Source organism: Thermosynechococcus vestitus BP-1 (genome assembly GCF_000011345.1).
Lineage (GTDB): Bacteria > Cyanobacteriota > Cyanobacteriia > Thermosynechococcales > Thermosynechococcaceae > Thermosynechococcus > Thermosynechococcus vestitus.
This window is the reverse complement of the sequence record NC_004113.1, coordinates 2,158,575-2,179,415: the sequence shown is the minus strand read 5'-3', so window position 1 is coordinate 2,179,415 and position 20,841 is coordinate 2,158,575. Positions and strand designations below refer to the sequence as shown.

19 protein-coding genes and 1 pseudogene are annotated in these 20,841 nt (G+C 54.9%); 13 read left to right on the top strand and 7 right to left on the bottom strand.

Features of this window, described 5'->3' with window-relative positions; translation table 11 throughout:
* Nucleotides 1–18: 18 nt before the first annotated feature.
* The 5 genes from TLL_RS10625 to nagA all read left to right on the top strand — a co-directional run bounded on the left by TLL_RS10625 (nucleotide 19) and on the right by nagA (nucleotide 4,548).
* Nucleotides 19–225, top strand: coding sequence for a DUF2839 domain-containing protein (locus tag TLL_RS10625; RefSeq protein WP_011057932.1), 207 nt, complete (start codon nucleotides 19–21; stop codon nucleotides 223–225).
* A 7-nt stretch (nucleotides 226–232) separates the two neighbouring features.
* On the top strand, nucleotides 233–1,480 hold the full coding sequence (locus TLL_RS10620) for a D-alanyl-D-alanine carboxypeptidase (protein WP_011057931.1): 1,248 nt from the start codon (nucleotides 233–235) through the stop codon (nucleotides 1,478–1,480).
* A gap of 2 nt (nucleotides 1,481–1,482) precedes the next feature.
* The gene (locus TLL_RS10615) at nucleotides 1,483–3,114 is read left to right on the top strand and encodes a helicase HerA domain-containing protein (RefSeq protein ID WP_011057930.1); all 1,632 of its coding nucleotides are present in this window, start codon (nucleotides 1,483–1,485) and stop codon (nucleotides 3,112–3,114) included.
* Nucleotides 3,115–3,181: 67 nt separating this feature from the next.
* Nucleotides 3,182–3,409: an indolepyruvate ferredoxin oxidoreductase subunit alpha gene (locus tag TLL_RS10610; protein WP_011057929.1), complete on the top strand. Its 228-nt coding sequence runs from the start codon at nucleotides 3,182–3,184 to the stop codon at nucleotides 3,407–3,409.
* Nucleotides 3,406–4,548: an N-acetylglucosamine-6-phosphate deacetylase gene (nagA, locus tag TLL_RS10605; RefSeq protein ID WP_011057928.1), complete on the top strand. Its 1,143-nt coding sequence runs from the start codon at nucleotides 3,406–3,408 to the stop codon at nucleotides 4,546–4,548. Before TLL_RS10610 ends, nagA begins: the two co-directional genes overlap by 4 nt.
* On the opposite strand, the gene TLL_RS10600 is transcribed toward nagA, so the two are convergent.
* Nucleotides 4,523–4,786 (bottom strand): CD225/dispanin family protein, encoded by a 264-nt coding sequence (locus TLL_RS10600; protein WP_011057927.1) that lies wholly within the window; start codon nucleotides 4,784–4,786, stop codon nucleotides 4,523–4,525. The two genes, nagA and TLL_RS10600, sit on opposite strands and share 26 nt — an antisense overlap.
* 210 nt (nucleotides 4,787–4,996) lie before the next feature.
* Here TLL_RS10600 and TLL_RS10595 point away from each other — a divergent pair, with 210 nt between their 5' ends.
* Nucleotides 4,997–5,872: a tetratricopeptide repeat protein gene (locus TLL_RS10595; protein WP_231833771.1), complete on the top strand. Its 876-nt coding sequence runs from the start codon at nucleotides 4,997–4,999 to the stop codon at nucleotides 5,870–5,872.
* 1 nt (nucleotide 5,873) lies between these two features.
* Nucleotides 5,874–6,413, top strand: a complete 540-nt coding sequence (locus TLL_RS10590) for a GNAT family N-acetyltransferase (protein WP_011057925.1) — start codon at nucleotides 5,874–5,876, stop codon at nucleotides 6,411–6,413.
* Here the strand turns inward: TLL_RS10590 and recA are convergent.
* Entirely contained in the window at nucleotides 6,380–7,447 is a 1,068-nt protein-coding gene (recA, locus tag TLL_RS10585; RefSeq protein WP_011057924.1) for a recombinase RecA, read from the bottom strand. The two genes, TLL_RS10590 and recA, sit on opposite strands and share 34 nt — an antisense overlap.
* Nucleotides 7,448–7,516: 69 nt before the next feature.
* On the bottom strand, nucleotides 7,517–8,329 hold the full coding sequence (locus tag TLL_RS10580; RefSeq protein WP_011057923.1) for a hypothetical protein: 813 nt from the start codon (nucleotides 8,327–8,329) through the stop codon (nucleotides 7,517–7,519).
* Nucleotides 8,330–8,452: 123 nt separating this feature from the next.
* On the opposite strand from TLL_RS10580, the gene TLL_RS10575 reads away from it, so the two are divergent.
* On the top strand, nucleotides 8,453–8,821 hold the full coding sequence (locus tag TLL_RS10575; protein ID WP_011057922.1) for a thioredoxin family protein: 369 nt from the start codon (nucleotides 8,453–8,455) through the stop codon (nucleotides 8,819–8,821).
* Nucleotides 8,822–8,876: 55 nt separating this feature from the next.
* On the opposite strand, the pseudogene TLL_RS13180 reads toward TLL_RS10575, so the two are convergent.
* Nucleotides 8,877–8,999: pseudogene (locus tag TLL_RS13180) on the bottom strand (RNA-guided endonuclease TnpB family protein); the annotation flags it as partial.
* Between the two features lie 964 nt (nucleotides 9,000–9,963).
* Here TLL_RS13180 and TLL_RS10570 point away from each other — a divergent pair.
* Entirely contained in the window at nucleotides 9,964–11,121 is a 1,158-nt protein-coding gene (locus TLL_RS10570; RefSeq protein WP_011057921.1) for a DUF58 domain-containing protein, read from the top strand.
* Here TLL_RS10570 and TLL_RS10565 read toward each other — a convergent pair.
* Nucleotides 11,118–13,808 (bottom strand): CHAT domain-containing tetratricopeptide repeat protein, encoded by a 2,691-nt coding sequence (locus TLL_RS10565; protein WP_011057920.1) that lies wholly within the window; start codon nucleotides 13,806–13,808, stop codon nucleotides 11,118–11,120. The two genes, TLL_RS10570 and TLL_RS10565, sit on opposite strands and share 4 nt — an antisense overlap.
* Before the next feature lie 495 nt (nucleotides 13,809–14,303).
* Here TLL_RS10565 and TLL_RS10560 point away from each other — a divergent pair, with 495 nt between their 5' ends.
* Nucleotides 14,304–14,564: a hypothetical protein gene (locus TLL_RS10560; protein WP_126987707.1), complete on the top strand. Its 261-nt coding sequence runs from the start codon at nucleotides 14,304–14,306 to the stop codon at nucleotides 14,562–14,564.
* A 156-nt stretch (nucleotides 14,565–14,720) separates the two neighbouring features.
* The gene (locus TLL_RS10555; RefSeq protein WP_164920981.1) at nucleotides 14,721–14,939 is read left to right on the top strand and encodes a hypothetical protein; all 219 of its coding nucleotides are present in this window, start codon (nucleotides 14,721–14,723) and stop codon (nucleotides 14,937–14,939) included.
* Here TLL_RS10555 and TLL_RS10550 read toward each other — a convergent pair.
* Together TLL_RS10550 and TLL_RS10545 are read right to left on the bottom strand one after the other, a co-directional pair.
* Nucleotides 14,936–16,393: a DUF58 domain-containing protein gene (locus TLL_RS10550; protein ID WP_011057917.1), complete on the bottom strand. Its 1,458-nt coding sequence runs from the start codon at nucleotides 16,391–16,393 to the stop codon at nucleotides 14,936–14,938. The genes TLL_RS10555 and TLL_RS10550 overlap by 4 nt on opposite strands.
* A complete protein-coding gene (locus TLL_RS10545) occupies nucleotides 16,390–17,331 on the bottom strand; it encodes an AAA family ATPase (RefSeq protein WP_164920980.1) in 942 nt (313 codons plus the stop codon). Before TLL_RS10545 ends, TLL_RS10550 begins: the two co-directional genes overlap by 4 nt.
* 131 nt (nucleotides 17,332–17,462) lie before the next feature.
* Between TLL_RS10545 and TLL_RS10540 the strand changes: the two genes are divergently transcribed.
* Both TLL_RS10540 and TLL_RS10535 read left to right on the top strand, forming a co-directional pair.
* Nucleotides 17,463–18,188, top strand: coding sequence for a hypothetical protein (locus TLL_RS10540; protein WP_011057915.1), 726 nt, complete (start codon nucleotides 17,463–17,465; stop codon nucleotides 18,186–18,188).
* Between the two features lie 123 nt (nucleotides 18,189–18,311).
* Complete coding sequence (locus TLL_RS10535; RefSeq protein ID WP_011057914.1) at nucleotides 18,312–20,840, top strand: glycogen/starch/alpha-glucan phosphorylase; 2,529 nt, start codon at nucleotides 18,312–18,314, stop codon at nucleotides 20,838–20,840.
* The last annotated feature ends 1 nt before the right edge of the window (nucleotide 20,841 follow it).

Here is a 20,841-nt window from a genome sequence, read left to right as displayed (position 1 = left end):
ACTGTTCTTGCAGCAACTATGGGTGAGGCAAAACGGCGCAAGGAAACCCTCGGTGAGGCCTACGGCCAACAAAAGCGGAGCTGGCTAAACAAGGAGCAACTGCTGCTGATTCAGAAATGGGTGACGCGAGGAACGTGGCTGGGGATTGGCCTACTGGTGGTGATTTGGTTAACAGTGCGTTTTATCGGCCCCAGCTTCGGCTGGTGGGAATTGACGGTGAACTAGAGGGCTGATGTTGGAGTTATTGGCAGCAGTAGCAGGGTACTGGGGACCGCCGCCCTTGGAGGCTCTTAAAGCGGTGATCTTTCCCTATCATGCGGCGCTGCATCAGTATCGCGATCGCTACCTGCAGACGCTGGCTCAGGAGGGCTTCCCCCCCAGCCAACAGGGGATTTGGATTCAAAGTGCCCAGCAGTTACTCGTGAACCACCAGGGCGATCGCCCCCTTGCCGCGGCATCGGTCACCAAAATTGCCACCAGCCTCGCTGTTCTCGACAAATACCCCTTTGACCATCAGTTCCTCACTCGCATTGGCACGACGGGCAGGCTACAAAACGGTGTCCTCAGGGGCGATTTAGTCTTGATTGGCGGCAGTGATCCCCTCTTTGTTTGGGAGGAAGCGATCGCCCTCGGCAATGCCCTCAATCGCTTGGGCATTCGCCAAGTGCAAGGGAACTTAGTCATCGTTCCTCCCTTTATGATGAACTTTTACCCTGAGCCCCAGATCAGCGCAGAGCTCTTCAAACTTGCCCTAGATCATCGCCGTTGGACCCCCGAAATTGCAGCGGCCTATGGGCAGCCCCTCAAGGAACAACCGCGCCCCCAAGTGAGTATTGCCGGTGGAACACGCCTCCAAAGCACGATCCCTGCCAATGTCACAATTCGCCTAGAGCACCGCTCCCTGCCCCTAGGGGAAATTGTGCGGCAAATGAATATCTACAGCAACAATGGGATTGCAGAACTGTTGGCAGAAATGGCAGGAGGTGCTGCAACTGTGGCTCAGGTGGCTGCCCGTAAAGCCAATGTTCCCGCCGCTGAAATTCAACTGATCAATGGTTCAGGGCTAGGGGAGGAGAATCGAATTTCTCCGCGGGCGGCCTGTGGTATGCTCTTTGCCCTCCAGCAGGAGTTAGCCGCGAACAACCACAGTTTGGCAGATGTGCTACCCATGGCGGGACGCGATGGCGGTACGGTAGAGCATCGTCAATTGCCTGCGGGGACGCTAGTGAAAACCGGTTCCCTTTGGAATGTGAGTGCCCTAGTGGGGGTCTTACCTACGGCTCAATACGGCACTGTCTGTTTTGCCCTCTTGAATGGTGGCAGCAACCTAGAGGGCTTTCGGCGGGCACAGGATCGTTATGTGCAGCACCTCAGTCAAACCCTGCAACCGAGTCAACTACCGGGGGCGGAATTCCACAGCCCAGCAGGTGCTCCCCGCTTTGGCGATCCCCAACGCATCCAAGTTGTGACAGTGCAATAAAGATGACGGCTCAACAACTGGGAATCGTTGTCCAAGGATCCCTCACTCAAGGCCTTGAAGTGCGACTCAGTGGTCAGGTTTCAGTGGAGGAACTGCGGGTTGGGCAATTTTTAGTGGTGCAAGGCCGGCGATCGCGCTTCTTTTGCCTACTGACGGATGTTACTCTCGGCACTGCCAATCCCCGCATTCTCCTCAATCCCCCCGCCCTTGAAGATAGCTTTTTGCAGGAGGTGCTGGCGGGTAGTGGCACCTTTGCCACCTTGAGTGTGGCGCCAATGCTGATGATTCTCGACGATGAGCAGGAATTACGCCCTGTGAAAACCATTCCTGCCCATTTCAGTCCCGTCTACGAGGCTAGTGAACGGGACTTTCGCGCCGTCTTTGGCTGGGAGGACGATCCGCAGCGGCGCAACTTTGCCATTGGCACCCCCTTGGATATGGCGGTGCCCATTTGTTTGGATTTAGATCGCTTTGTCGAGCGCAGCAATGGCATATTTGGCAAGTCGGGAACGGGCAAGTCCTTTTTGACGCGGCTGTTGTTGTCGGGGATTATCCGCAAACAGGCGGCGGTGAACCTGATTTTTGATATGCACTCGGAGTATGGCTGGGAGGCCACCCGTGAAGGCAAGCAACTGAGTACCGTGAAGGGATTGCGGCAACTGTTTCCACGCCAAGTAAAGATCTATACCCTTGATCCTGAATCCACCCAACGGCGGGGTGTGCGCGATGCCCAGGAACTCTACATTGGTTTTGATCAAATCGAGGTCGAGGACTTGGCGCTGGTGCAGACAGAACTCAACCTCTCGGAAGCCAGCCTGGAAAATGCAATGATTCTGCGCAATGAGTTTGGCAAGGGCTGGATCACTCGCCTGCTGATGATGACCAATCAGGAGATTCAGGAGTTTTGTGAAACGAAAATGGGCAGCAAGGCTTCCATCATGGCCCTGCAACGGAAACTCACGCGGCTGGAACAACTGAAGTACCTACGCAACACCTGTAGCAAGAACTACATTGGCCAAATTTTGGAGACCCTAGCTGCAGGTCAACATGTGGTGATTGAGTTTGGCTCCCAAGCGAATATGCTCTCCTATATGCTGGCAACGAATATCATTGCCCGCCGCATTCACCAAGCCTACGTACAGCAGTCGGAGGTGTTTCTGCAAACAAAAAATCCCAGCGATCGCCCCCGTCAACTGGTGATCACCATTGAAGAGGCTCACCGCTTCTTGGAGCCAGCGACGGTGAAACAGACGATTTTTGGCACGATTGCCCGCGAGATGCGCAAGTACTTTGTCACGCTCCTGGTTGTTGATCAACGGCCTTCGGGCATTGATAGCGAGATCATGTCCCAAATTGGCACGCGCATCACCGCCCTCCTCAACGATGAAAAGGACATTGAGGCCATTTTTACTGGCGTCGCGGGTTCGCAGCAGTTGCGATCGGTGTTAGCCAAGCTGGATTCCAAACAACAGGCGCTTGTGCTCGGTCACGCTGTGCCCATGCCGGTGGTCATCCAAACCCGTAGCTATGATGAACATTTTTATGGGGAGATGGGCGATCGCGACTGGGAGGAGCTACCAACCCCCCTGCTATTGGAGGCAGCCCAAGCGGCGAAGTCTGATCTAGGGATTTAGCCGACAGCCTTAAAATTGAGATCTGAATCTAACGAGATGTCCTTCAACTCTCAGTGAGGAGAACACTGTGGCGCACACCATTGTCACGAATACCTGCGAAGGGGTTGCCGATTGTGTTGAGGCCTGTCCCGTGGCCTGTATTCATCCGGGGCCGGGCAAAAATGCCAAGGGGACCGATTGGTTCTGGATTGATTTTGCCACCTGTATTGACTGCGGCATTTGTCTGCAAGTGTGTCCTGTGGAGGGGGCCATTGTCCCTGAAGAACGTCCTGATCTGCAGGCAACGCCCGCATGAGGGTGCTGCAATGGCTGGATCGCGTGCGGCTTTTGGGGAGCGATCGCCTGCAACAGGTGCAAATTGCCGATGGCAAGGTGGCCGCCATTGGTGCCAACTTAATTCCACCAGAAACGGTTGAGGTTCTGGATTTTGCCGGTGATTATCTCTCCCTTGGGGGCGTAGATCTACAAATTAATGGTGCCTTGGGCCTTCCCTTTCCCTGGTTAAAAACAGCCGAGCCGCTGCCAACCATTAGCCACTACCTTTGGCAACAGGGGATTGACGCCTATGCCCCCACCATCGTGACCGCTCCCCTCGCTGAAATTCACACTGCCCTAGGGGTAATCCACGAGTATGCGCCCAATGGGCAAGCATCTGAGGCCAAGATTTTGGGTGTGCATTTGGAGGGGCCTTTCCTCAATCCTCAGAAGCGCGGTGCCCATCCCCCGTCTCATCTTCAGCCCTTGACCCTAGAAAGGGTGCAAACCGTCCTAGGGGAGTTCAGTGATTCCATTGAGATTCTCACCCTCGCCCCCGAATTAGATGCCAGTGGTGAGGTGCTGCCCTATCTGCGGCAGTTGGGGATCACGGTGAGTTTAGGTCACTCTTTGGCCACGGTGGAGGAAGCTCAGGCGGCTTTTGATGCGGGTGCAACAATGATTACCCATGCCTTTAATGCCATGCCCCCCCTACATCACCGCGAGCCGGGGTTGTTGGCGGCAGCTTTGACGGACCAACGGGTCTGGTGTGGGGTCATTGGCGATGGGGTTCATGTTCATCCGCAAATGCTGAAGCTGCTGTGGCAGTGCGCGGGCGATCGCCTCTTTTTGGTCAGTGATGCCTTGGCCCCCCTGGGTTTAGGGGATGGCATCTACCCGTGGGATCAACGGCACATTGAAGTCAAAAATGGCACCGCTCGCCTTGAGGATGGTACCCTCTGTGGCACAACGGTTCCCCTCTTGGCAATGGTGGGGCGCTTGGTGGATTGGGGGGTGTGTGACTTTGAGGCGGCTCTTGCCTTGGCAACGCTGAACCCCCGCCGTGCCGTTGGCCTGAGGACGGAGTTAGTCGGGCAACCCGTGAGTCATCTCCTGCGCTGGCGCTCTCCCCACCACTACGAGCGATTGCCAGTTATTGGCCGATTTGCTGAGCTATAACGATCAGAATGATATAAATGGCACTGCCCACCAGTCCTGAAATGACGGCAAGCCAAGTGAATAGCTTTGCTTTGTTTGAGGCATCTAATGCCCCGGCGCGATCGCCGGCCGCTAACCTTGAATTGACTTGGGAAGCAAAAATAATAGCGACAACGCCAAAAGGTAAACAACAACAAATTGTTGAAAGAATTGCTGGAACAAGATAGTTGGGGATGTTTTGATCTGAACTGTTTGACATTTAAGCTTCCCTAAAAACATGTTTAATTTTGTTTAGAAAATGTGAAGAAACATACAAATTGAGAGCCCAACCAAGGTCTAAATTAATCCATCATTTGTCAGAAAGCAAGCATCTTGGCGCAAAGGTGGCGGCAGCAAACACCAAATGCTGAGAGGTTGTGGCAAACTAAAGAAGAATCTACCCTGCTCAGTTCACACCGAGACGCCCATCGTGCTTAAAACAACTGCCCGCTTTCTCCTTGGTCTTAGTCTAGTCCTCCTGAGTAGCAGTGTAGCCACGGCACAAGTGGTGCTGCCGCGCACCCTTGAACTCAATGCTAAGGAGATGGAACAAAATGGTTTTGTCGTGGCACAAGAAGCCCTGCAACTGGCGCAGTTCCAGCAATTTGAAGATGCTTTGGTGCGGGCAAAGCTGGCAGTGCAGTTGGCACCCCGAGCCCACGAAATTTGGGCATTACTGGGGGGACTCTACCTGACAGTTAATCAACCCAAGGATGCGGTGCCAGCCCTAGAGCAGTCTTTGAAACTCAATGACAAAAATCCAGGAGCTTATTTCAACTTAGGCTCTGCCCATTTTCGCCTAGGGCGCTACGACGCCGCAGCACGGGCGATCGAGCAGGGATTGGCACTCAAGCCCAATGCCACCGAGGAATGGTTTAATCTGGGCAATGCCTATCTCAAATTGGGGCAGAAGGATCGGGCGATCGAGCAATACCGCCGCTCATTGCGCTTGGATCGACGGTTTTGGCCAGCCTATACCAACATTGGCCTCGTCCTCTATGAACAGGGCCATATCCGCCAAGCAGTTAAGAACTGGGAACAGGCCGCAGACATTGACCCCAAGGCGAGTGAACCGAAACTAGCCCTAGCAACAGCCCTGTTGCAACTGGGGAATGAAGCAAGAGCACTGCAACTGGCAGAGGAGGCCCTGCGCCTTGATAGCCGCTATGGCACCGTGGAGTTTCAACGGGAAAACCTCTGGGGCGATCGCTTAGTGGCGGATACGCAAATCCTATTGGCCAAGCCCCCGCTGCGGGCACTGATGAGCCAACTCCAACCTGAGCAATCTGCCCTTCCTCAGCCCTAGGATGATTGAGATTCGGGCGGCAGAGATCACTGACCTTCCCAGTGTCGCTCAGCTGGTGGCGCTGAGTTTTCATCCCGGCAGCGGTTGGCAAGCCCTTTGGCGCAGTTTCATTCAGTTAGGGATTGAGCAGGATTTGCGCGATCGCTGGCAGCGGGAGCGGCCCCACTACCACTGTTGGTTAGCCGTCCTACGCACGGGAGGCTCTGCTCTCTGTGTGGGGAGTGTTGAAGTGCAGCTCCGTGAGCTTAGGGGGCAACCCTCTCCCTATCTCTCCAATTTGGCGGTGCATCCCGATTACCGGCGGCGGGGCATTGGCCGGCGGCTATTAGAGACTGTTGAGACCCACCTTTGCTCCACCTATTCCAATCTCTATCTTCACGTCCTTGCCCAAAATCAGGCGGCGCAGCAGTTATATGCCCGCTGTGGCTTTGAAGTGGTTGAGGAGGGCTTCACGTTTTGGGGAGAGCGGAAATTGCTCCTGCGAAAGTCCCTGGCGAGCGATCGCCCCTATTCCCCTTCGCCAATTTCCTCCTCAGTATAAGCCGCTGTATTGGCGGAGAGGGCTACCCGCTGGTCAAACCTTTGCCGCACCTGCTGTTCAATCTCTTGGGCAAAGCTGGGGTTCTCCTCCATGTAGTTAATTGTGTTGTCGCGGCCTTGGGCAAGATTTTCGCCGTTGTAGGAATACCAAGCCCCCTTGCGGGTAATCACACCAACTTCCTCAGCCATGTCGAGGATACAGCCGAGATTGGCAATACCCTTACCAAAAATAATGTCAAACTCCGCAATGCGAAAGGGAGGCGCCACTTTATTTTTGGCCACCTTGACTTTGGCGCGAATACCAAATTCCTCTGTTCCCTTCTTCAGGGTTTGCACCCGTCGAATATCTAGGCGCACCGAGGCATAGAACTTGAGGGCTACTCCCCCCGTCGTTGTTTCCGGGTTACCGTAGGTGAGGCCAATTTTTTGCCGCAATTGGTTCAGGAAAATCACCGTACAACCTGTTTTACTGATATTGCCGTTAATTTTGCGCAGGGCTTGGCTCATGAGGCGGGCTTGCAGCCCCACATGGCTCTCTCCCATGTCACCCTCAATTTCGGCACGGGGTACTAAGGCGGCCACGGAGTCCACCACTATAATATCCACAGCGGTTGAGCGCACCAGTTGATCAACAATTTCTAGAGCCGCTTCCCCAGTGTCTGGCTGGGCAACCAGTAAGTTTTGAATATCTACCCGTAGGGCAGCGGCATAGGTGGGATCAAGGGCATGTTCAGCATCCACAAAAGCCGCCACACCCCCTGCCTTTTGCACTTCAGCGATGGCATGGAGGGCTAAGGTGGTTTTCCCTGAACTTTCAGGCCCATAAATTTCAATGATCCGCCCCTTCGGTAGTCCACCGCCCAAAGCAAGGTCAAGGGTGAGGGCGCCACTGGAAATCGTCTCCACCTTCATGCTGGTGGCATCTCCAAGGCGCATAATGCTGCCCTTACCAAAGCTGCGTTCAATTTGGGAGATGGCAAACTCAAGGGCTTTGCGCTTTTCGGGGGAAAGGAGGGAAAGGGTGGTGTCACTCATAGTGAGGTTGCAGAAGTTGGCACCTTTCTAAGTTAGCGGATTGGTGAAACGGATCGCCAAGGGGGCGGGTTAGATCAGCTTGCGACGGACAACAATAGCATTGTCACCCACCACAGGATCACGCACAAGCAGGTGACCTTCGGTATCCATGATCATTACGGTCTGATACCCCAAGTCATGGGCGGTTTGCCAAAGGCTTTGCGCCAGTTGATCTTGCTTTGCAGGACTGAGATCATACCAACCGTTGGCCAGCATCAGTTCCAAGCGCTGCTCGCTGGGGGTGAGGGTTAGGGTGGGATCAAGGGCGTTGCTGTAGCGATCGCAAATGGCCAGCAATTGCTGGCGGACGGTGAGGCTGTCACTGACAGCGGAGGCAGGCGCGATCGCCACTGCTGACGGCGTGGGTATCGGTGTTGGCTTTGGCATCGGGGGGGGCAGGGGGGGTGGTGTTGCCGCCGTTGGCGTGGGTGCGGGGCGAGGTGGCACCAGCACACTGGCTTGGGGATGCTGGGTTGCTTTCGCCGCTGGCGGAGCGGGAGCTTGAAACCAACTGAGGGGATGCAACCAAAGCACAATGAAAAGGAGAGCGATCGCGATCCCCGTTAATGTCGTACGGTTATAACGCTGCTGTAGATGAGCCGGCAGCCGTTGCTGTACCCAGCCCATTCCCTGCCACCATAGGGCTGCCCCTCGATTGACCCATGAACGTTCGGGATTGAGCTGTTCTGGGGTGATCCCCTGTTGTGTGGCCATCCCCTGAAGTTGCTCCATGGCCTTGCTGAGGAGGTGAATGATCCCCTGAAGCGTGGCGATCGCCTCCCGTAACAGCAGGAGGAAAAGGTTTTGCCAAAGGGTAGACTTGGGGGAAGGAGTGGGGGTCATTGGAAAGGTTAATCGCAATCCTATGCACTATTTTTGATCCTACGGCATGCGATCGCCCCCCAGGGCTGCTGCAAACCCACCGCTGACTGCTAGGATGATCCCAAGACAAAACGAGATAACAACGTGAAGGGCATTCAGCAATCGAATATAGAAGGATTCCAGCGGCAAATTCGCAGTGCCCCCGTGCCTGTCATTGTTCATTTTTGGGCCCCTTGGTGTGGCCTGTGCCGCCTCATTGATCCCCTGCTGGATCAACTGGAGCAGTCGCTGCCCCAACAGTTGCAAGTTCTGAGGATCAATGCCGATGAAAACTTTGCCCTCAGTCGGCACTTTCAATTGAGGAGCTTGCCAACCGTTCTTTTTTTCGATCGCGGGGAATTGGTGCAGCGGTTTGATCCTGCCCTTGTTCAGGGGGACTTTCGTCAAGCCTTGCAGCAACTGCTGGCCCACTCGTTTCCTAGCCTATTGCCCGCTGAGTCCCACCGGTCGTAAGACCAGAATTTTAGGTTGACATCCTCCCCCCGCTAAAGCAGGGAGATTCCCAAAATCACTTTTGGGACTTTCTGCTTCTTCGCAGTTGCCCTCTAGACGTATGTCTATCAGGTCTTACACCCGCTCCACAGACTGTAACCGTGTGTCCCACGGCCAAAATATTCCGAGCAGCATTTAGTCGGGTAGCAGGGGGGCATCGCTGCCCCCTAGCCCCCTAGGAACCGGACGTGCAAGTTTCCCTGCATCCGGCTCGAGCCCCCCAAGACTCCTCTTTTAGGAGGAACCGGTTGTATGTACAACCTTTACGATACTCATCTACAGCCTCTCTACCTTTGGTGGAAGGTTTGGTGGAAGGTTGGTGACCGCACCAGTGACTCAAGGTCACCGCCATTTGCTTTGTCACCATTAGGGAGGTTCTGTAGGTTTTCCCGTAATCGGGGACCAGCGGGAAGTCTGCCCTCTTTCGAGTCGGATGATGTTGAATGTCCTGCCAACATTCTCAATCCCTATCTAGCCCATTACAGGCTAGCATTCGCTTTTTCCCGCCTCCTCTACCCGCACCCTCATCAGCTTTCCTTGCGGTTTGCCTGCCTTGAATGTTCAAGGCGAAGATACGGGCTTACCACGTTCCGCTTAGTTGACACGAGGGGTTAGGTGGTGACTATGCCCCGACGGATCAACATCCCCGTACACCGACGTGGAAGCGTTGTATCTTGTCCGCTTGCCGTTTTGGCTCAGGCCTGTCAGCGTCTTTGGCCTGTATGTGATAACGGGTCTTCTAACGTCACTTCACTTGCGTTCACCATACCCTTAAGCCTAGCTCCCTACCACCTGACGCTGGTGAAGTTGCTTCCTCCTCACGGATTCAGCTCCAACCTTACGGTTCGGGCTACGTTGTCGGGAGGGCTTCATACCTGACCGTTGCCAGTCACGCATCCCTCCCTAGGCTACAGCTGGGGGAACAACCGGTCCCATTCTAGCTTGTTGGGCTAGTGGGACAGTCAGCTTAAGCGGCTTCGTGTGGCACTCCACGCCTCACCTTATAGCGATTATTCTGTGAGTAGCACAACTATACTTGGCAGTCACAGACTATCGCTCCTATCCCTCCCCTCCCTAAAGGAGGGGATCTCTCGGAGGTAAAGATGATCAAGCTGCATCGGTTCAGTCAGTTTTTAGAGGAACGCTGGGTAACCCCCGCCTATGGGGGACTGCTGCTGTTGGGAATGAATCTGTTTCTTTTTGCGGCAGCCATTAATTCGATGGCCGGTTGGCTCTACGTCATTACGGGGATCATTTTTGGTCTCCTGCTGGTGGCAGCGATTTTACCGCCGCGCTATTTGCGGGGACTGGTCCTAGAGCGAGTAAAGGTGGATCCAGTTCATGCGGGCGATCGCCTACGGCTCACGGCCTTGCTCACCAATGCCACCCAAACGCCTCGCCACAATCTGCAGGTGATTGACCCGGTTCCCCGTGGCCTCTGGTCAGCCACCCAGCGGGAATTTCCCCAACAGGCGATCGAGCAACTGCCCCCGCAGCAAACTGTTCCTTGGCAGTATGGGCTTATTCCACCGCGGCGGGGCATTTATGAGTGGCAACAGCTTCGACTGCGCACTGCCGCCCCCCTCGGCCTCTTTTGGTGTCAGCGCTCATTTCCTGTACCGCAACAGGTGGTGGTTTATCCGCAGGTTCTGCAACTGCAACAGTGTCCTTTACTGGATCAATTGGGGCAAGAGATTTCCCAAGAGTGGCGCGATCGCCAGCATCATCTTCACGTTGCCCAAGAGGGCATCACCCGTGCCTTACGTCCCTACCGCTGGGGAGACCCTTTGCGGCTAGTGCACTGGCGCACCAGTGCCCGTTATGGAGAACTGCGGGTACGCGAGTTTGATACCTTTAGCGGTGGCAATGCCGTAACTATTGCCCTTGATACCCGTTCCCGCTGGAGCGAAGAAGACTTTGAGCAGGCAGTTATTGCGGCGGCCAGTCTCTACCTTTACAGTTTGCAACAGCAAATTCCCGTCCAGTTTTGGAGTCCTGCTACGGGGATGCTCCACGGTCAACCAAGGGTCCTGCGGGCACTGGCGGCGATCGCCCCCTGCGACACTGATGCTGAGTATCCCCTTGATTCCCTTATCTGGCTCACCAGTCAATGGCCTAGCCCTGAACCGTTGCCCCCCGGCAGTGTCACCGTGCTCTGGGGAGAGCCCCCCTCGCGGCGGCAAGGGTTAGTTCTTTGGATTGATCGCGATCGCCCCCTGGGCATCCAATTACAAACCCCTATCAGCTCCCCCCTGCCCTAGGGAAGCGGGCGCCAGTCACCACTGCTGACAAAGGCAGCCCAAAAATAGGGAATTTGCTTACTGGGGTCATTCATGAACTGCAACTGCGCTTGCCGTAGGGCTTCGCTACGTCCCTTACCTGCGGCGAGATTTTGATAAAAGGCAACCATCAGTCGTTGGGTCGTGGTGTCATCCACCTTCCAGAGGGAACCCACTTGGGTGCGGGCTCCCGCCAAGGTAAAGGCCCGCCGCAATCCATAGACACCATCGCCATTGAGAATATCGCCGCGTCCCGTATCACAGGCGGACATCACCACTAACTCGGTGCCATCGAGGTTGAGACCGCTGACTTCAAAAGCCGTTAACACCCCATCATCCACCCCACTCTGCCGTTGATTGAAGCCCGCCAGCGCCAGGCCAGAGCGCAAGAGGGGATTTTCACCGCCAAAGGGGGCATAGGCATTCAGACCACGGGTATTTTGCAGGACTTGGGGAGACACAGAGGGCCTTTCCAAGAAAAATCCATGGGTGGCCAAGTGAAGCACACGGGGGCGGTGGGTTTGTTTGATCGCCGTTTCGGTGGCATCCCTGCCCGTGAGCACTTGAGCTTGGGGCAAGAGGGTGCTCAGGGTTTTTACCTCGGTGGCTGTCCCCGGCAATTCTGTAAATGTCAGGCTGCGCAAATCGAGCGATCGCGGGTTGACCCCCCGCTGACTCCCTGCCAGGGCACGACCACTCCCTTGACTAAAGGTGGGATTACCCACCACCAAGGGGGGATTTGCGGGTTTCCCTCGCTGTTGCAGCCGCAGCAAGTCGCGGCCTGAGGTGAGCAGTGTGATCGTGTAGGACTGCACCAGGTAGCGATCCTGCCGATCCACCAAGGCCTCAAAGGACAGGGTGTTCAACTGACCATCGGGAGCCACTAGCAGATGGGTACTGCCCTCTAGGAAGGGTTCCAGAGGAGCCAAGAGGCGCCCATAGGCCGCCTTCAAAGAGGGCTTCGTTACCGTAGCTGGCAATCTTGGATCCGCCATCCGCTGTCGCGCCGCCTGAATGATCGTATTCAGCTCAGCCACCGTACCCAAGTCTCGCCATTGGGGGGCACCGCTATTCTTCAGCGCATAGACGGCGTAGCGGGGAGCTTCCCAACGGTTGGTTTTGGGGTTGTAGGGCACATATTCAATAAACTCCAGCAGCACGGCATTGGCGGGAATGGCTTGCTGCACAACACCGAGGGTGACGGGGGTGAGTTCTAAACGGAAGTTGGCATTTTGGCTCACCAGTTGCGCTTCCAGTTGGTTAGCACGCTGTTGCAGTTGGCTCATTTGGCTGGCTGGGGGTGGGCGATCGCGCACAAACGTGAGGCTGGCAATCTGTGTTCGCACACGAATTAATTCATCCAGTTGCTGCTGGGCCGACGCATCCAGTTGATTGCGCAGGCGGCTTATCGTTGCCGCTAAAACATCCAACAGTCGACCTTTACGGCGCAAAATGGTTGTCAGTGCGAGGTTGGCCACCGCTGGATTCTGGGGATTCCCCTGCAAATGGAAGGAAATGGCGGTATTGGTGGAGTCTTGAAATGTGGCCAGATAGTTGCGTTTATATTCCTCGGAACCAACCACTAGGTTACGGCTGAGGTTGACCTCTTCAATCTCAAGGGCCCGGTTGAGAGCCGTTAAGGCTTCACTAATCTTCCCCTGGGCCCAGTAGGCTTTTGCTAGGCTGGCAAGGCTCAGAGCCAAGTAGGGATGGTCGCCACCGAGGGTCCGCTGCCGCAGAGCAATACTGCGCTCATAGAGGGGAAGGGCTGCCCCGTAATTCCCCTGTACCCGATAGAGTTCAGCCAAGTTGTTAAGACTCGTAGCAACATCGGGGTGATCTGTCCCCAGCACCTTTTCACGGTTCGTCAAACTGCGTTGGTAGAGGGGAAGCGCTGCGCCATAATTGCCCTGAGCACGATAGAGTTCGGCAAGGTTATTCAACACGGTTGCCACCAGGGGATGTTCTGCCCCTAAGGCGGGTTCAAGGAGGCCGAGACTGCCCTGGTACAGGGGCAAGGCGGTGGTTAAGCTGCCCTGCAAATGGTACATCACTGCCAAGTTGTGGACACTCAAGCCCACATCGGGATGGTTCTTGCCAAGGGCTTGTTCCCGGATCCTAAGAGCGCGCTGGTAGAGGGGCAATGCCTCGCCGTAGTTACCTTGATCGGTGTAGAGATTGGCGAGGTTATTGAGGCTGGTGGCAACATCGGGATGATTTGCGCCAAGGGCTTTTTCACGGATGGCCAAGCTGCGCTGGTAAAGGGGAATGGCCTCACTAAAGTTGCCGAGTTCCTTGTAGGTAACGGCAAGGTTGTTCAAGGCTGCGGCAAGAGTGGGGTGATGAGGCCCTAAAACCCGCTCGGCGATCGCCACCAAGTCCCGCGAGGGTGTTACCGCTGCGCCATAATTCCCCTGTTTTTGGAACTGCTCAATTTGATTTGTAAGGGCAATGACATTATGAGTATCGCCGCCAAAGGAGGTTTTACGAATCGCCTCTAGTTCACTGACAGCGGCACTATAGCGCTGTTGGAGGGCATCCAACCGCTGCATAATATCGCGCAACTGTTGGGCTTCATTTTGCGCAAATCCCGGGAAATCAACCCCTGTGGCCGTAGCGATCGCCAACAGAATCGCAAAACAGCACCGATGGCTCAACAACTGTTTCATAGGGCACCTGCCGCTGTTGCTCCTTCCATCCTAGATAGTGACCCTTGAAATGATGCTGATGTAACAATTAATTACAGTTACAGCTCTGTTCACGAGGATGTATCCTGCTTGGAAAAGTCAAAACCGCTTTATGAGAGGATGACAGCCTATTGATGTACTCTCGACTTTAGAGAAAGGCTATCCTCCCTAGCGCATGGCAGTTGTTTATAATAGAAGTGTTACGGTTGTTAAAAGTTTCCAAAAATCCCTCAGCTTGATGGTGCCCCACTATCAGCCATCCCAGGCTACAGCTTATTTTTGAAAATTGCTAAACATTAGGATATAGGCTTCATCGGAGAATAATAATTGATTTATACAGTATTGATTCGGGCTTCAACCTTTTGCACAAGCTTGTAAATAATGACTCATTGAGGCGTGTTCTATGCCTGCAAAACAAACTGTATTTAAGCTGTGCTTAAAATTATTCTCTGCATCAAATTATCTGAGAAGATATTTATGGATAGTGATGGCTATTTATCAGAGATTCTTGTTCTGCTGCGGCAGTTGCTACCTTTGCTGATGAGCCTCTTGGATGATGCCCTTGCCGTTGTTCTCACGCGCCTCGGTTGCCACCTTCCTTGGCTGGAGCAGCTCATGCCTTTTGTCCTCAGTGGCGTGACGCTCTATGGTGTTATTCACGGCAGTAAGGTGATCTACGAGTTCTGCAAACACCAAGGCCAGTCGCTCCGGTCTGGGAATGTATCCTCTTCGCAATAGGGTCAGCAAATCTCCCCAAGCCCCCTACATTTTGGTTGTTGTTTTTACCATCGCGGACGATGGTCGCTAAGATCAAATTGAGGCCTATGATCTGTGGGTGTAGGAAGCGCACGGAAGCCGGTGTCGCCCTGAGCAACGGTGAATTCGAGGCAACCTATGGAACTGCAACCTTCAGTCGCACCAGCAATTGGGCAAGAATTTATTCGACGTCAGGTAGTGAGTCAACTCCTGCAAGCGCGTTTGCGGGCAACTTGTGGGCTGACACAGACCTCGACACCCCTTCCCCAAGTGACACCAACGGGCGATCGCCCACCCCGATGGCCATTGCAGGAGCCAGGGAATACCCCTGTGATCGAGGCTAGCCAACAACCCTAGAGTCGGCCACGGGCTTTCAGCAGCAGATAGCGATCCACCAGTTGCTCACTCACTTGATCCGCAGGGGCGTCAAGCACGAGAACCCCTTTTTGCTCCAAATGGGCAAAGGCACGCTGTCGCTGCTGCAGCAGCTCCAGAGCAACCGCCTGTTCATAGAGGGTGGCAACCTGATCCACGGGAGCCAAGGGCTGTGGCATTAAAGGGCGGTGGGCAAGGGTTTCAATGTGGCGATCGCGCAAAGCAACACAGAAGGGTAGAAAACGGGGCGTCAGGCGCGCCATAGCCGCGAGGAGTTCTTGGGAAGCCACCTCATCAATCACTTCTGTGAGAACCACCACAAGGGCACGACGGGTATAGTGTCCCAAAATGGCGCTCACTGTGCCGACATAATCCGATTCTTCAAAAACCGGTTCACAGCGATACACCTGAGTGAGCATCCGCCCGAGATGGGAATCCCCCCCTTGGGGCGCAATCCAGGTGTGCAATTGCCGATCAAAAATGCCTAAGCCCACCTTGTCACCCCGCCGCAACCCCGTCAGAGCCAAGGCCAATGCCGCGTTTAAGCCCCAGTCAAAGCGTTGCAAACCCGCCACAGTAGCGGTCATCAAGCGTCCCCGATCCAGCAGAATGATCAGGGGTTGATCCCGTTCTGGCTCCATGGCTCGCACAAGGGGCCGTCCCCGGCGAGCACTCGCTTTCCAATCCATGAGGCGCAGATCATCCCCCAGATGGTATTCCCGCAATTCCGCAAACTCGGTGCCTCCCAGGGCGTAGCGTCGCCGCCGCAGGCTACCACTGGACTCTAAACTGAGGCGAATTGAGAGCGATCGCAAGGCCATCAAATCAGGATAGACCTCAACCTCCGTGACAAGCGGTGCAAACCAGCGTCGCCACGCCAAGCCCCAAGAACTGCGCAAACGCACATCACAGCCGGGCCATTGAAAGGCACCCCGTCGCGGTGGAAACACATGGTACAGCAATTCCACGCTGCTCTGGACTGGCGCTGTAATGGCAAAAGAGGGGGTTTCCCCCCCAAACTCAGCAGGCACATAGTCGTAGAGTTCAACCCAGATCTGCTCACTCAGGGGGACCTCACCACGGAGGTGTACCTTGAGGCGAATCGGGTTTTGCCGACCAATGGATAACCGTGACTCACAGACGCGATCCAGGGTCAGTTGCCAGCGACCGATGCGGATGTAGTCCCACAGGGACAGGCCGAAAATCACCAGATCGTACAGCCCCATCAAGACTAGCCCCAGCCCCAGAGGCCAGTCGCGCAAGGCTTCCTGCAGCTTTCCTTGGGGAACCCCATCGGCGATCGGCCATAGCTCCGACGGTAGGAAGTTCGTCAGCACGGGCAAGATGCCCCCCAGGAGCAAGAGGCCATAGAAGCGGACCGTGGGCACCCAGCGGGGGCGATGGCGACCAAACTGGTAACTGGCAGGTGCCTTCATCGGGGAACAGCAACTTTAGCGAGAATACCTTGGATCACTTGGGGCAGCGTGGTGCCATCTAACTGGGCTTCGGGCTTGAGGACCAAACGGTGTTGCAGCAGCGGGAGGGCGATCGCCTTCACATCCTCAGGCGTGACGTAGGCGCGATCCGCTAGCCAGGCCTGGGCTTGGGTAGCACGTAACCAGCCCACTGCGGCCCGTGGGGAAGCCCCTAACAGGAGTTCGGGATGTTGACGGCTGGCCTGCACCAAAGCCAAAAGATAATCTAGCACCACAGGCTCCACATGGACTTGCCGCACCTGCTGCCGTGCTGCCAAAACTTGCTCAACCGTAATCAAGGGCTCCAAGTTGAGCTGATCGAGATCCCGGGCTTCAAAGCCTGCAAGGGCATTTTCCAGCATTTGCCGTTCAGCGCTTGGCTCTGGGTAGGACACCACCAGCTTCAAAAGGAAGCGATCCAGTTGGGCTTCGGGCAAGGGATAGGTTCCCTCAAATTCCAAGGGGTTTTGGGTGGCCACTGTCCAAAATAAACCCGGGAGGGGGAGGGTAGTGCCGTCGAGGGTCACCTGCCGTTCTTCCATGGCTTCTAGAAGAGCCGCTTGGGTTTTCGGTGGTGTGCGGTTAATTTCATCCGCCAGCAGGACTTGGGTAAAAATTGGCCCCTTGCGCAGGCGAAAGGTGCGACTGTTGAAGTCAAAAAGGCTCGTACCGAGAATATCAGCGGGGAGAACATCGGGGGTGAGTTGGATACGGCGAAATTCCGCTGCAATCAGGCGAGCGAGGAGCTTGACCAGCAGGGTTTTGGCAGTTCCTGGCACCCCCTCAAGGATGACATGGCCTTCGGCGAGGAGCGCGACAATTAATCCTTGGGCGATCGCCCCTTGACCAACCACAATCTCATTGAGACGCTGCTGCAAACGATGGAAAAGCGCTCTCACCGTTGTTCGGTCACCCCTCAACTCTCCCAATCCTAGCAGAAGCACTCACCCTCCCTTGACCAGGAGCAGGATTCAATGACTGTCTAGGAAAATTCGCTACAATGCGGTACTGAGAGACTTTTGGCAAACCTGTGACCCCAACGACTGCTAGAATTGCCACCGCTGCCCAAGAAATCGCCCAGCACCCGCAGCACGGCCGCCTTTTTAAGCTACTGTATGCCCTGCAGCAAAATCAGTGGTCAAGCCAAGCACCGCCCTGGACGGTGAGCGACGTGCAACAGGTCATCATCGAAATCCTTGAACGGCTGAAAACCCCCACCCTCTTGGGACAGTGCCTCACTGCCATTGTCAATAGTCTCAACAAAGCCCAGGCTTATCAGGCCCTTTCAGCGGTACTCTTGGAAATTTTGCTGCCCCTTTACAGCCAAGCTGCAACGGCTACACCGACCCTCGAAGCGCCAACCCTCAGCACTGCAGATCTCTACGATTTGCGATTGGAAGTCACCCGCTACTGTAGCCCCCTGCATATGAAGCTGCTTGTGGCCGCTCTGTTGACCACTAAACCGGTGCATGCCCAAGGCCTGGAGCGGTTTACCCTCATTGATTTGCTGCAACGGCTGACCCGCCGCTATGGTGATTTAGAGATTTTGCAAACGCAGATGGCTGCTGCTTTGGCGCGTTTGCCCCAGGATCCTCTCTATGCCAGTGGGGGCGATCGCTTGATCAAACTTCTGCGTACGCTCTATCAACGCTATCAACACACCCAACCCCCAGAGGCTACCGTCGGCAGTCCCCCCCCTGACCCCTCCGATGGAGAACTGACCTGCCAAGTGTTTCCCCCAGGCAATGAACCCTAGGGCAGGACTTGCCCCCTTGCAACTAAAGAGATTCTGTACTTAGGGGGGAATCCTGGGCGATCGCGATAGAACAAAAGGGAAGGGCTGACTACTAATCGCGTTCATTTTGCGAGGATTCCCACAATGACCAGTCTGATTCCGCCCGGTTGTCCTACAGTCCTCACGGAAGACGATCGCACCGGCACCAGTATTGAAACCCTGCGCCGCGCCTTTATGGATAATCTTTTCTTTATCCAAGGGCGATTCCCCGAAGTGGCGACGAAAAATGATTACTACTTGGCCTTGGCCTACACCGTGCGCGATCGCCTGCTGTTGCGCTGGCTCAATTCGGCAAAAACCTATCGAGATCAAGAAAGCCGCACCGTTTGCTATCTCTCCGCCGAATTTTTGCTAGGGCCACACCTTGGCAATAACCTGATTAACCTCGGACTCTATGAGGCCGTTGAAGAAGCCATGCGGCAAACGGGTTTAAACCTCAAAGAACTCCTCGATCAGGAGGAAGAGCCGGGCTTGGGTAATGGCGGCTTGGGTCGCTTGGCAGCCTGCTACATGGATTCTCTCGCCACACTGGAAATTCCCGCCATTGGCTATGGCATTCGCTATGAGTACGGTATCTTTGACCAGGAGATTCGCGATGGTTGGCAAGTCGAGATTACGGATAAGTGGTTACGCTATGGCAACCCTTGGGAAATTCCGCGACCAGAGTTAATTTTGCCAGTGAAGTTTGGCGGCCATACCTATAGCTACACCGATGATCAGGGCCGCTACCGGGTCATTTGGGAACCCCATCAAGTGGTTCAGGGGGTTGCTTATGACACCCCCATCTTGGGCTACAAGGTGAATACAGCCAATCTTCTGCGTCTATGGCGGGCAGAGGCGGTGGAGTCCTTTGACTTTCAAGCCTTTAACACGGGCGATTACTACGGTGCTGTTAACCAAAAAATTGCTTCAGAAAACATCACTAAGGTCCTCTATCCCAATGACGAGCAATTGCAGGGCAAAGAACTGCGGCTGATGCAGGAATATTTCTTTTGTTCCTGTGCCCTTCAGGATATGATCCGCCTCTACAAGCAATCGGGCAAACAGGATCTGAGTCGCTTCCATGAAAAGTTCACTGTGCAGTTGAACGATACTCACCCTGCAATCTCGGTCGCAGAACTCATGCGCCTGTTGGTCGATGAGCATCTCATGCCTTGGGAGCAGGCATGGGACATTACCCGCCAAACCTTTGCCTACACCAATCACACCCTCCTGCCCGAGGCGCTCGAAAAATGGCCCCTAGATCTCTTTGGCTCACTCTTGCCCCGCCACTTGCAAATTATCTATGAAATCAACCGCCGTTTCCTAGATGAGGTGCGCCTGCAATACCCGGGGGACAACGATCGCCTGCGGCGGCTGTCGATTATTGATGAAAGTGGCTGTCGCTATGTCCGCATGGCCCACTTGGCAGCGGTGGGCAGTCATGCCATCAACGGGGTGGCGGTGCTGCACTCAGAACTCTTGAAACAAACAGTACTCAGGGATTTCTACGAACTGACACCAGAGAAATTCTCCAATAAAACCAATGGCGTCACCCCTCGGCGGTGGATGGTGCTCAGCAATCCAGGATTGACCCGCCTGATCACTGAACGCATTGGCGAAGATTGGGTGAAGCACTTAGATCAACTGCGGCAATTGGAACCCTTGGCAGCGGATGCCGAGTTTGCAGCCCAGTGGCGATCGGTCAAGCATGGGAACAAGGAACGCCTTGCGCAATACATTCGCGATCGCATCGGGGTAACGGTGGATCCCCATTCCCTTTTCTCCATCTTGGTGAAGCGCATCCACGAATACAAACGGCAGCACCTGTGTGTTCTCAAGGTCATCACGCTTTATCAGATGTTGAGGGATCAGCCGCACCTGGAGATGGTGCCGCAAACATTTATTTTTGGTGGTAAGGCAGCCCCGGGCTACTATATGGCCAAGTTGATCATCAAGTTTATTAACTCAGTGGCGGATGTGATCAATCGTGATCCAGTGGTGCGCGATCGCCTGAGGGTCGTCTTTTTGCCCAACTACAACGTAACGCTGGGGCAGCGGGTCTATCCAGCAGCGGATCTTTCCCAGCAAATTTCAACAGCCGGCTACGAAGCCTCAGGCACAGGGAATATGAAATTTGCCCTCAATGGGGCGCTAACGATTGGCACCCTCGATGGTGCCAACGTGGAGATTCGCGAAGCGGTGGGGGCGGAAAACTTCTTCCTCTTTGGCCATACAGTAGAGCAGTTGCAGGAATTACGGTGCAACGGCTACCGTCCGTGGGAGTTTGCCAATGGTCATCCAATGCTAAAGCGGGTCCTTGACCTCATCAGCTCTGGTTACTTTTCCCATGGGGATACGGAACTCTTTCGACCCCTGGTTGAGCACCTCTGGCAAGACGATCGCTATTGCCTCTTGGCAGACTACCAAAGCTATGTAGATTGTTACCAACGGGTGCTTCAGGTCTATCAAGATCAAGCCCAATGGGCAAAAATGTCGATTCTCAATGTGGCACGGATGGGCAAATTTTCTAGCGATCGCGCCATTCGCGAGTACTGCCAAGACATCTGGCACGTTCAACCGGTGAAAATTGTCCTACCGGCAACCGCCTACATGACCTCCCCAGGGCAGTAGC